Origin of the sequence: Arsenophonus sp. PmNCSU2021_1, assembly GCF_036919435.1 — a bacterium.
GTDB classification, from domain to species: Bacteria; Pseudomonadota; Gammaproteobacteria; order Enterobacterales; family Enterobacteriaceae; genus Arsenophonus; species Arsenophonus nilaparvatae.
This window is the reverse complement of sequence record NZ_JAZHPL010000006.1, coordinates 180,738-193,066: the sequence shown is the minus strand read 5'-3', so window position 1 is coordinate 193,066 and position 12,329 is coordinate 180,738. Positions and strand designations below refer to the sequence as shown.

Below are 12,329 nucleotides of genomic sequence, written 5' to 3'. Positions count from 1 at the left end.
TCCCATTTGGCTTGTGTTATCAAGCAACTGCGAACATCACATATAGCCCCAGACCAACAGCAATCATCGGAATGGCATCAACTAAGCCCATAACAATAAAGAACTGCGTACGTAATAGAGGAATCAAATCTGGCTGACGAGCTGCGCCTTCTAAGAATTTTCCCCCTAGGATGCCAATACCAATTGCAGCACCAATTGCTGCTAATCCCATCATTACAGCGGCAGCCATGTACAGCAGATCCATATTTAGGTTTTCCATGACAGTCTCCAGTTTGTTTCAGTTAAATAAAAATTTATTAATAAGTTGAAATTAATGTTCTTCTGACGCCATCGATAAATAAACGATAGTTAGAACCATAAAAATAAAGGCTTGCAACGTAATAATCAGTATATGGAAAATCGCCCAGGGTAGATTAAGTATCCACTGTGACCACCAAGGTAACAAAGCCGCAATAAGAATGAAGATCAATTCACCTGCATACATATTACCGAATAACCGTAAACCTAGAGATACCGGTTTAGACAGCAGGCTAACACCTTCTAGAATCAAATTAATAGGAATAAAAATAGGATGATTGAATGGTTGTAAAGTTAATTCTTTCGTAAACCCACTTAATCCTTTCATTTTGATACTGTAGAAAATGATCAAGATAAATACACCAATCGCCATTGACATAGTAATGCTTACATCTGCGGTTGGAACAACACGCAATGCTGGCAATCCCAGGTAATGTTCGCCAATATAGGGAAGTAAATCGATTGGTAACAAATCCATGGTATTCATTAATAACACCCAAATAAACACCGTCAAAGCTAAAGGTGCAATGACTTTGCTCTTACCATGATACATATCACGAACGGTATTATCGACAAAACCGATGACCATTTCTATTGCAGTTTGTAACTTACCAGGTACGCCGCTGGTTGCATTAACAGCAATTTTTCTAAAGAGCCACAAAAAAATAATTCCAAGGACAACTGAGAAAAAAAGCGAGTCAATATTTAACGTCCAAAACGTCTGATCATTGTTATTATGGGGATCAACTAATTTGAAGGTACGCAGGTCCAACTGAAGATTATTTAGATGGTGTCCTATGTAACTTCCCGTAGTCATCACTTCTCCTGATGCAGACATGATGTCTTTTACCCTTTTGTTGTTTAAAAATGCTCACTATCTAATTACAGCTGGTGTAATGATGTGAATAATCAACATAGCTAAATAGGTCAAACCTAATGGTACAAATGCTGCTTTAAATATACCTAAAGCAATTACCAATACAGTTATTGCTATAATAACTTTTACTCCCTCACCAATGGTAAAAAACCATGCAATGTGAATAGGAACATCTTTTTTAACTGCCTTTTGATAACGTATTAACAGCATAAATAAAGCATTAGGTAACCAACATGCGAATCCCACCCGCAAAAGCAGATAAGCCCCATTCTACACTATTCATGTAGAAAGCTATACTGATACTGAGGACCACAAGCGCCATTAACTGAAATAACAACAGTTTTAAAGCAATTTTACCGTTGTAGAGGGAAACAGACATGACTCTTATATTCTCCCAGTATTTTAAACCTTAAATTGCTGAGTGCGTATAAAACTGCCTTTGCTCGAGAGTGTCAAGAGACAAAAACTTGCAAATTATACGACCCCTAAAAATGAATTCAATCAATAAGTAGCGAAAACGTGAACAAATATTTAAAATTTTCGATCCAACACGAAAATAAACAAAATAATGTCAATTTAATTACTATTATTTAATTATATTAAATTTTAAAATATGATCTTTGTCACATTTTAATATGGTTATTAATTTACTTAAAAAGAAATAAGTAAGAAAAATTGAAAAATCAAAGATAAAATATTAATTGTTTCTTTATTAAAAATAAAGAGGAGAAATACTTGTAGATAACCTTATATAACTAATTAATAATATAATATATCAATAAATTTATTATCGTTTTTTTATTATTTAAATGTAACAATAAAGTTAATATACTTTCTATTTAAAATTTTGATATAAAAATAATGGTAACATTTAAAAATTTATTTTTTATGACTAAAAAATGTCACTTTTTTTGATCAAAAACAATATTAGTTGAATCCTAAAATTACTAAATGTCGCTGTTCATCGAGTTCTGGTACATCCAACGAAATAATTTTATTTATCTTAAAATTAGAAGAAAAAGTTAATATTTCATTTGCAGAAAGGATACCTTTAAGTGCGTAAAACTGTCCTCCATTTTTCTTCGGAAGATGTTGACACCATGAAAGCATATCCTGTAATGAAGCAAATGCTCGACTAATTATGCCATCAAATTTTTCTACTGGTTGGTAATGTTCAACTCGTTTTTGAATAGGCTCGATGTTTTTAAGCATCAATTAATGTTGTATTTGTCGCAAAAACCTAACCCGTTTTCCCAAACTATCTAATAGTGTGAAATGATCATTGTGGCGAACAATAGCAAGGGGTATACCAGGTAATCCTGGGCCTGTACCCACATCAATAAATCGTTTACCGATAAGATATTTGTCAACAATAATACTATCTAAAATATGACGAACAACCATTTGTTCTGGTGATCTAACTGATGTTAAATTATATGTTTTATTCCATTTATTTAATAACTCAATATAGACAATTAGCTGTTGTATTTGTTGATCGGTCAAAATAATATCTGTTTTATCTAATAAATTTTTAAAATAGGTTATTAAGTTCATTTTAAGCACTCCGACGTAATAAACCTTGTTTTTTTAACCAGACTAATAATATTGATATTGCGGCTGGCGTAATACCTGATATACGCGACGCTTGGCCAATAGAACTAGGTTTATGATCATTAAGCTTTGCAATAACCTCATTAGAAAGACCGGTTATTTGCTTGTAATCTAAATTGGTCGGTAAAGCAGTATATTCATTACGCAGCTGTCTCTCTATTTCTTCTTGTTGACGAGTAATATAACCTTCATACTTTACTTGAATTTCAACTTGACTTGTGACTTGTGGATCATCAATTGCAGGTGAAAAATAGTTTAACGAAGTAAGTAATTTATAACTCATTTCTGGGCGGCGAAGTAAATCTTCGCCGTTCGCTTCTTTTGAAAGCGGAACAGTTAATATCTCATTAAGATCACTGATTTTATCTGAATTAGGATGTAACCAAAGGCTACGTAACCTTTGACGTTCTTGTTCAATTAATTCAACTTTATGACAAAATTTTTGCCAACGGCTTTCATCGATTAAACCAAGTTCGTACCCTTTTTCGGTTAAACGAAGATCAGCGTTGTCTTCTCGTAGCATAAGACGATATTCTGCTCGTGAAGTAAACATTCGATAGGGTTCTTTAGTGCCTAAGGTACAAAGATCATCAACTAAAACACCAATGTAGGCTTGATCACGACGAGGGAACCATCCCTCTTGTTCAAAAGCATAACTAGCTGCGTTAAGTCCAGCTAGTAGACCTTGAGCTGCTGCTTCTTCATAACCAGTTGTTCCATTAATCTGACCTGCAAAAAATAGCCCTTTGATAAATTTACTTTCTAAAGTTGGCTTTAAATCTCGGGGATCAAAGAAATCGTATTCAATTGCATATCCGGGTCGAATAATACGCGCATTTTCTAGACTTTTCATCGAATGTATAATTTGCATTTGTACATCAAAAGGTAAACTAGTAGAAATTCCATTAGGATAAATTTCATTACTGGTTAGCCCTTCTGGTTCAAGGAAGATTTGATGTGCAGAACGATCTGCAAACCGCATAACTTTATCTTCAATAGAGGGGCAGTAGCGGGGACCTATTCCTTCAATAATTCCTGCATACATAGGACTACGATCTAAATTATCGCGGATCACTTGGTGAGTTTTTTCATTCGTATAAGTGATGTAGCAAGGTAATTGTTGAGGATGTTGTTCAGCTGATCCGACAAAAGAGAAAACAGGGGTGGGATCATCACCAAATTGTGGTGCCAATTGGGAAAAATCGATAGTTCTTGCGTCAATTCTAGGGGGTGTACCTGTTTTAAGTCGATCTACTCGTAAAGCTAGTTCTCTTAATCTATGTGATAGGCTAATAGCAGGGGGATCACCAGCCCTACCACCACTATAATTTTCTAATCCTATGTGAATTTTACCGTCAAGAAAGGTACCTACGGTCAATACGACAGAATTTGCGTGAAATTTTAATCCCATTTTGGTTATCACGCCAATAACTTGATCGTTTTTTACGATCAGGTCTTCAACAGCTTGTTGAAAGATCATTAAGTTATTTTGATTTTCTAGCGCAGTTCTAATCGCTTGCTTATAAAGTACTCGATCAGTTTGAGCTCTGGTTGCTTGTACTGCTGGACCTTTACTTGCATTAAGCGTTCTAAATTGGATCCCGGCATTATCTGTTGCAATAGCCATAATGCCACCTAAGGCATCAATTTCTTTAACCAGATGTCCTTTACCTATTCCACCGATAGCTGGATTGCATGACATTTGGCCCAACGTATCAATATTATGGGTTAGAAGTAAAGTTTGACGTCCCATACGAGCAGCAGCCATAGCTGCTTCAGTACCAGCGTGGCCTCCACCAATAATAATGACATCAAATTGTTCTGGGTAAAACATGTATAAACCTTAGTATTAAGTATGACTTGGGAAGTGAATTTTACTCGTGTTTTGCTAAGAGGCAAGTTATATGATCTTTGCCTAATATAAATAAGATCTTTTTATTTAAAGATCTCTTTATTAGATCTTTTATTAGGATCGCGATCTTCTGTGGATAAGTGCAAATACCATAAGAAGATCATTATCTTATTTATGATCTTTAGCTGTGAATGATAAGTGATCCTACTCCGTATAAGCTGGGATTAACATGGCTAGTTATCCACAACCAAGTTTGGCATTCAAGCTTATTCTATGGATAACTACGGGTTATTCCCTGCTTTTTCGCAAAGTTATACACATTTATTTGGCTTTTATTTATCCAAATCGATAATTTTATCTTTCCTCTTTTCGATCCAAATTTCTGCAAGATCTTTTGGCACTTCATGTTCCAAAATATCAATCTCCAATGTTTCTCCAACGCGTTTTGCATTATGATCCTTTAGTGAGTTTTTATTGCCACCGCAAACGTGCCAATTCATCGTGACGAGCCATAAGCTCTTTAAGCTTCAATCCAAAATTCATTCCTGCGAAGAGTAATTCTTTCCCGCATAAGAGACAAGCCAGTGGATCGACTTTAAAGACATGTCGATACATGTTTCGAAAGGTGATTTTTTTAGCGGATTTTTTATCCTCACGAGTTTCGCACAGGCATATAAAGTTCTAGAAATGGCTTAAAAGCAATGGTTAATCTGTAAGTTACTAAAACACATAAATTTTATTAAATTACAATAATTTGTATTTAATTTATAAGGTTTTGTCTATTTATATATCATGCTGAATTAAACTTAAAAATAGCGCGTTTTTTTATTGGTGCGAAACTCGTGTCCTACTGGATTAACGGATAAACAACCTCTGTTAACATTTTTCGCATTGGGGCTGATGGACTTAAAAAACCGTAATAGCGGATCATGTGAAACCATTTTTGAGGTACATGAGACTCAAACCGGGTAATCAATTCGTCGGATGTTATGACCTCTTTTTCCTGTTTTTTTGTGCGGTGACTCTTATAGCGTAACTTGATGTTATCTTCACCGGCATAATGTTTTAAACGACTAAGCGAGACAGGGGCTTTCTTTAGATAAAATCCGAGATAAAGGGTGACATGGGTGATATTGGAAAGGATATTAGAGAGATTGATATTTCAGCCACGTTTGTAGTGAGTGTTAAGTAGGCGATTCCAAGAAAATTTGCTTCGCCCTTCACATTTAAGCTCATCAGGAATCGTCAGGGTGTAATAATGTTTTCTCAACGATTCGGTTATCCGATGTCGCCACATAGTCATGACGTTTTCGCGATAAAAGCTCATATCTCGCCAGGTGTTATTTTTAGTGACCCCGCCGGCTGTGGTTGAAAGATGAATATGTGGATGCCATTTTTGGTCACGTCCCCAAGTGTGGATGGCAGTGAAAATGCCGGGGGTGATATTGAGATCACGGCAGATAGTTAATACCACATCAGCGGCTAATCGATTCATTTCACCGAGCAGCCACCGATTGACGCGAATAACAGGCCAATATTCACCAGGCATGGTAAAAGTAATGTGTTGCCAAGGGACTTTAGGTAACCAGGCCAGCGTATTGTTAATCCATTGTAGGCAAGCTTTTACGCCGCAATGAGGGCAGCTTCGGCTTTTGCAGGTAAATTTAACCCGCTTCTCATGATTACATTCAGGGTCAGGGCATCGCCAAATTGACCATCCCATAAGCGAAGTGCCGCAAGCCATAATCTTTACCATGGTTTGCATCACAACTGGGCGAACGGTATTAGGCGGTTGACGGTTAAGCCAATTGAGCCAGCGTTGACCAAATTGAAAAACATGACTAAAACGCGGTGACATAAAAGCAACTGTCTTGAACAGTATATTTATGGAGCAACGTTATGATACGACTCATCCCATTCTTGGTTCTTTCTGAGAATCGCATTCAGGATAGTCAGCAGTTTGCGCATACAGGCAACCAGCGCCACTTTTTTGGCTTTTCCTGCTGCAACCAGCCGTGTGTAAAATGCTTTTATCACCGGATTGAAACGAGTTGCAACCAGTGCAGCCATGTACAAAGAGGTTCGAACTCCGGCCCGACCGCCAAAAATGGTTCGTCGGCCACGCATGGTTCCCGAGTCTCTATTAACAGGAGCTACCCCAACCAGTGCACTGATCTCCCTGCGCGAGAGTTTCCCTAACTCAGGGACTTCTGCCAGCAATGTAGCAGCAGTCATCATACCAATGCCTTTGATAGTACTTAGCCGCTCTGCAAGCTCGTTGAAATGATCCGTAATATGCTTATGCATATCCTCGTCAATCCGTTTAAGTTCATTTTCTAGTGCATTGATGATGTTACTGATGCTTTTTCTGTTTTGCGGGTGAGATGGATGCATCCGGTTTCTTTCAGCTACAAGCATTGCAATCAGCTGGCGTCTGCGCACCACCATAGCAGCAAGAATCTGACGCTCTGCATCAGGAATAGCCTGGATAAAACGTGACCGCTCAGGATGGCGGTTAATGACATCAGCCATCTGAGCTAAAACTCTGGCATCTATTCTATCAGTCTTTGCCAGATAGCCCATGGATCGAGCAAAGTCTCTGGCTTGCCTGGGATTGATAACGGCAACATCAAAACCTTCAGCCTGAAGAGCGCATGCAATCGCTGCCTCGAGACCACCTGTAGCTTCCATCAGAATCAAGGCTATGTTGTTCTTTTTCAGTTGATAAATGATGGTATCGAACCCGTCAGGGTTATTGCTGACTCTGAACTGCTCAATGTTATTGGTGCCTGCAATATCCAATGAAGCTTTAGAAACATCAATTCCTACACAAATTGGATTTAGCTGACTCATATTACCCATCCTTGCAAATACGTTATGAATTACGGACAACTGTTCGGGTTTCAGATGAGTGGCTAAGTGTATGCATCATTCGCTTTGCTACGGGCTATAAACCCCAGGGACAATCGGATTACATACACCTTGCCAAATCTAATCGCTATTATTATAACCAAATTTCAAGATACAAGGGACTAAAAGGTTCACGAGTTTCGCACCAATAAAAAAACGCTCTATTTTTAAGTTTAATTCAGCATAATATATAAATAGATAAAACCTTATAAATTAAATATAACTTATTGTAAATTAAGTAAATTTATGCATTTCAGTAACTTGCAGGTTAATCATTACTTTTAAGCCATTTCTAGAATTTTATATTCCTGTGCGAAACTCGTGAGGTTGAGAAAATAGAGTTGAGGTTATATCAGTACTAACGAGCAATGACAAGTCGTCGTCGGAGGCGACCATCTTGATAGACAGGGACAGCGGATAATTTCATTGCTTCTTGCATATTCATATCTTTCACGAGTTTCGCACGGGAATATAAAATTCTAGAAATGGCTTAAAAGTAATGATTAACCTGCAAGTTACTGAAATGCATAAATTTACTTAATTTACAATAAGTTATATTTAATTTATAAGGTTTTATCTATTTATATATTATGCTGAATTAAACTTAAAAATAGAGCGTTTTTTTATTGGTGCGAAACTCGTGTCTTTATTCCAACTACTAAGATATCTGGGCTGTCCATCCCATTTAAAAATTTCGTTAACAGTCACTTTTTGATTTTTTAAAGCAATTAAGGCATTAACAATTTTAAATGTTGATGCAGGAACATATTGGGTTGCTGCACGTTTTATCTGGTTGCCATAGTTGTTAATTGATTTGCCATCATAAATGGTTAATACACCACGTATATGCTGCTGCTGAAAGATTTTTTTTATTTCGCTAGAAACGTTACTTTCCGTTATCTTGTTTAGCGGCTTGGTGATGTTATTACTATCATTAGAAATGTTATTTGCCTGAGTAGTTAGTGGTAAAAATAGTAAAATAATAACAACTAATTTTTTATTCATATTTGTATTCTTTAAATAATATGTACCATAGACACTATCATATTTTTGTTAGGGTTAATACTAAACATAGGACCTGTTTTTATTTATTGTTCGCAGCGTTTCTTTTTATTATTTGATCATTACCGCTCAAGTATTAAGTAAAAAATAGAGAAAAAAATTAACAAGATCGCTATCAAATTTGTAACACTGAACACACAAAGAAAAGCTGGTGCTCACGATGAAAACAAGTCGTGGCTGACTATTTTTGTTAATGCAGTTAATGGTTTATTTAATTTTTGGTTAACGAAAAACAGAACATGGTGATCGAATCAGCATTGATAAGTGTTGTGTCTGCGTTAATTATAGCTATCGCTGTTATCAAATATATCAACAATATCATTTTTATAATCTGGTCTGTTAACTGTAAAGCCATCTTTGTTATAATTGATCGTTTGCATATCGGCGCTGTTTAGAGGGTGAATAGATTGGAAAATAAGGTCAGCTGTTGACCTTATTACAGTTGAAATTAAATATCACTTAACTAACTTAATTGCCTGGCGGGTAAGTTGGCCAATAGTATCCCAATCTTTAGCTTTAATTAATTTATTATTAACCATCCAGGATCCTCCACAAGCAATAACTTGTGGCAAAGCAAGATAATTACCAATATTTTCTAGATTGATTCCACCGGTTGGCAAAATTTCTAATTTCGGATAGGGTGCAAGCAGTGCTTTGAGCATAGATAACCCGCCAGAAGGCTCTGCAGGGAAAAACTTGACACAATTAATACCCAATTGCATGGCCTGCTCGATTTGGGTTGGGTTATTTATACCGGGAATAATGGGTATGTCTAATTCATGACACGCTTTTACCGTATCGGGGTTTAAACCTGGTGAAACGATAAATTCAGCGCCAACCGCTTCGGCTTGTCTAATCTGTTCTCGATTGATAATGGTGCCTGCACCAATCAAAATTTTGTTCGGCATCGCTTCTTTAAGCAGTTTGATCGCATCTGCTGCTGCTGGCGTACGGAACGTTATTTCTGCTACTGGTAATCCGTTTTTAACTAATGCTTCGCCTAAGGGAACAATATCTTGTGCTCGTTCAATGGTAATAACCGGAATGATCTTAAATTTTCGTAATTTATCTATCAGTGTGAGCATAATCAATCTTCCTTTAGTGTTGAAATTGGCGAGTAATGCTTTTTATTGCTGAATTGGAATGATAGCACTTTTATGTTAAATAACGATATTTACTAATTACAGAATCATTAGCTTACACCGTTTTTCACTATTTTTATTAGCTATATAAGATGATTATTCAATAAGATTAATGGTTGCAAAAAATAATCGTGTTACTTAAATAACCGGTTAATTTATTTTTATCATTAAACACGCTGTTTGTATCTTTTATTTATAATTGATATTAAAAAATTACTTTACCACGTTATGTTTTATTAATACTGATTTTTTATTATATAAAATAAAAATGCGAGATATCTTTATAAAAATTCATCGGTAAAATATTATAACAATTTATTATTTCTTAATGTTTTTCTATTAATGAGCCTTACTTTTTGAATAAATATTTTTATATTTTTTTATTAAAGAAGAATATAAAATTATATCTATTTTTAGTTATTTTTTGTTGAAAAATAGAAACATAACAATAAATGTTGATTTTTTATATTAATGAAAAAATAAATGATTTTTGGTGTAAAATTTAGCATAAAATTTTAATTTTTTGGTGATTTTAATTTAGATAAGTGTAGATCTTGACTGGAATAAAAAATTCATTTTATTAATTAGATAAAATATCTGCTAATGTATACCAAAAGCAGTAATTAATTCGAGTAATATTTTTCTTTTTAATTATTTCATTATCATAAATCTAAGTTAATTTGTTAATAATTAACTTATTTATTAAGTATAAAAATGATTTTATTTATTGATTGTTAAATAAAATATTTACTTTGATATAAATCACAAAAAATAAAATATAACTTTAGCTTTCTTGTAAGTTAGATAGGGGCATCTAATATCAATTTAGGTTAATGTTATTTATTATTAACCTTTCATCATTATGCCAATAAAATAAATTTTATTTTATTGGCTTATTCATTTATTTTTTGGAGTTAATTATGTTTAAGAAAATACTCCCGTTATTGCTATTATCTGCGACTTTATTTTCGTCAAATATATTAGCGGCGACAAATTCAGCAGGTGGAATAATTTCAGTTGTTGGTGCTATAAGTGATACTACTTGTAAAATTAATGGAGGTGATAGTGCAAACTTTACTATATTATTAGATCGCATTTCTGTTGCTGATGCAGGAACAGCGGCATTTGCGGTTGTTCAAAAAAATCAGAAAGCATTTAAGTTAACTTTTTCTGATTGTGCACCTGCTGGAGGTTCAGGCAGTAATTTAAAATTCCATTTTTCATCACCAAGTACGATATCAACGGATGGTCAATATTTACACGAGTTTCGCACAAAACTAATTTGGGTACGCTAATAAAACACGGATTTGCTCAGTAATAGCACTTTTGATTACGTCCCAATTTTGTTGATAAAGGGTTATTTTTTCAGATATACGACGTTTATGTTGTTCAAACCACGCAGAAATAGCGAGAAAAATATGATTTCTTTGCGCTCGGCTCGTGCGAGCCTGACAGCGTTCAATACCACAGTTTTGTTTAACTTCTCGATGATAAACTTCAACAGACCAACGGGCATCCATGATAGATTTGAGGTATTGACGGGTGGGATTCTCTTTGTTTGTTACTATGTAATCAATACGGCCGTTTTTGGCTGTAAATTTGAAAACGGTTACCCAACCATATCCTCGCAAGTGTATTGACGTTCCTTCTTCTGAGATGTCTAACTTGTTCAGTTGTTTGTTATGGTTAACAATCCTATTTTTCCTCAGCGTGGTTACCCAGATCCAACCATGAGAGCGAATTGATTTCAGGTTATCCAGGCTAGAATACCAAGCATCCATCACTACGGCTTCTGGCATGATCCCTCTTTTTTTAGCAAGAGTGAGCATTTCGGAAAAGTGCGTGTTTTTTGTTTTTCCATCAGAATCTTTATCATAAATACGATAATTGATAGGAATTGATTCAACCTTCGTCAGATCATGCCAAAGCAAATTAACTAAACCTATGCCAGCAATAACCTCATGTTCATTACCTGAATATTGATAATGGACCATCTCTATTTTTTTACTACGTGTTTTGGCAATCAATGTATCATCGGCAATTAGTACGCAAGGGCTTTTTTTGTCTATAGAAGGTTCAACTAATCGCCATAGGTCTTTAGGTCTAAAACATCTACTTTTTAGTCATCGGCTAACAGTGTCATGAGATAAAGGCGATGGGCTTACTTCTGATAACGCTAAACCAGAGTATCTTAAACTGCTTACTTGTAAGAATGTTTTATAGATATCTTTAATACATGGATAACCCGACAAAATATGAACACCCTGATTTTTTCTTGTTTTTAAATTTATACTTCTTTTTTGGAGATTGCGAAACTCGTGATTTAGTGAATGATACGGTAGATGAAAATAATCCTAACGTAGCAAAAAATGTTGGTTTTAGTTTGTCTACCCCAAGTGCTACCACGACCGCTATTCCATTAAATACCCCTTTTGATACAGGAGTAAAAGGAGATAAAACAGCACCACAAGCTGACGAGTTAACATTTATCGTTAGTTATTATAAAACGCGAGCGGAACCTGCTAAAGCGGGTCCATTGCATTCAAACTTAATCTATACCATCTCTTATTTGTAAATA

Annotated in this window: 9 protein-coding genes and 4 pseudogenes; 2 read left to right on the top strand and 11 right to left on the bottom strand. The window is 35.2% G+C overall.

Annotation, left to right across the window (positions count from 1 at the left end):
• Positions 1–19: 19 nt before the first annotated feature.
• The 10 genes and pseudogenes from atpE to V3224_RS13815 all read right to left on the bottom strand — a co-directional run bounded on the left by atpE (position 20) and on the right by V3224_RS13815 (position 9,694).
• A complete protein-coding gene (gene atpE / locus V3224_RS13860; protein WP_000429386.1) occupies positions 20–259 on the bottom strand; it encodes a F0F1 ATP synthase subunit C in 240 nt (79 codons plus the stop codon).
• Between the two features lie 51 nt (positions 260–310).
• On the bottom strand, positions 311–1,135 hold the full coding sequence (atpB, locus tag V3224_RS13855) for a F0F1 ATP synthase subunit A (RefSeq protein WP_334471190.1): 825 nt from the start codon (positions 1,133–1,135) through the stop codon (positions 311–313).
• Between the two features lie 36 nt (positions 1,136–1,171).
• Positions 1,172–1,553, bottom strand: a pseudogene (gene atpI, locus V3224_RS13850) (F0F1 ATP synthase subunit I).
• A 548-nt stretch (positions 1,554–2,101) separates the two neighbouring features.
• A pseudogene (rsmG, locus tag V3224_RS13845) lies at positions 2,102–2,728 on the bottom strand (16S rRNA (guanine(527)-N(7))-methyltransferase RsmG).
• A 1-nt stretch (position 2,729) separates the two neighbouring features.
• Positions 2,730–4,619, bottom strand: a complete 1,890-nt coding sequence (gene mnmG, locus V3224_RS13840; RefSeq protein ID WP_334471188.1) for a tRNA uridine-5-carboxymethylaminomethyl(34) synthesis enzyme MnmG — start codon at positions 4,617–4,619, stop codon at positions 2,730–2,732.
• 350 nt (positions 4,620–4,969) lie between these two features.
• Positions 4,970–5,137: a hypothetical protein gene (locus V3224_RS13835; RefSeq protein WP_334471186.1), complete on the bottom strand. Its 168-nt coding sequence runs from the start codon at positions 5,135–5,137 to the stop codon at positions 4,970–4,972.
• A gap of 347 nt (positions 5,138–5,484) precedes the next feature.
• Positions 5,485–6,495, bottom strand: a pseudogene (locus V3224_RS13830) (IS91 family transposase).
• Positions 6,496–6,521: 26 nt separating this feature from the next.
• Complete coding sequence (locus tag V3224_RS13825; protein WP_032115191.1) at positions 6,522–7,490, bottom strand: IS110 family transposase; 969 nt, start codon at positions 7,488–7,490, stop codon at positions 6,522–6,524.
• Positions 7,491–8,135: 645 nt separating this feature from the next.
• On the bottom strand, positions 8,136–8,552 hold the full coding sequence (locus tag V3224_RS30020; RefSeq protein ID WP_442890392.1) for a penicillin-binding transpeptidase domain-containing protein: 417 nt from the start codon (positions 8,550–8,552) through the stop codon (positions 8,136–8,138).
• Between the two features lie 512 nt (positions 8,553–9,064).
• Positions 9,065–9,694: a bifunctional 4-hydroxy-2-oxoglutarate aldolase/2-dehydro-3-deoxy-phosphogluconate aldolase gene (locus V3224_RS13815; protein ID WP_334471184.1), complete on the bottom strand. Its 630-nt coding sequence runs from the start codon at positions 9,692–9,694 to the stop codon at positions 9,065–9,067.
• A gap of 977 nt (positions 9,695–10,671) precedes the next feature.
• Between V3224_RS13815 and V3224_RS13810 the strand changes: the two genes are divergently transcribed.
• Positions 10,672–11,046 carry a fimbrial protein gene (locus V3224_RS13810; protein ID WP_334471182.1) on the top strand — a complete coding sequence of 125 codons (375 nt, stop codon included), beginning with the start codon at positions 10,672–10,674 and terminating at the stop codon, positions 11,044–11,046.
• Here the strand turns inward: V3224_RS13810 and V3224_RS13805 are convergent.
• Positions 11,029–12,003, bottom strand: a pseudogene (locus tag V3224_RS13805) (IS701 family transposase). The gene V3224_RS13810 and the pseudogene V3224_RS13805 overlap by 18 nt on opposite strands.
• Between V3224_RS13805 and V3224_RS13795 the strand changes: the two are divergent.
• Positions 11,988–12,326 (top strand): fimbrial protein, encoded by a 339-nt coding sequence (locus V3224_RS13795; RefSeq protein WP_334471178.1) that lies wholly within the window; start codon positions 11,988–11,990, stop codon positions 12,324–12,326. The pseudogene V3224_RS13805 and the gene V3224_RS13795 sit on opposite strands and share 16 nt — an antisense overlap.
• Positions 12,327–12,329: the final 3 nt, after the last annotated feature.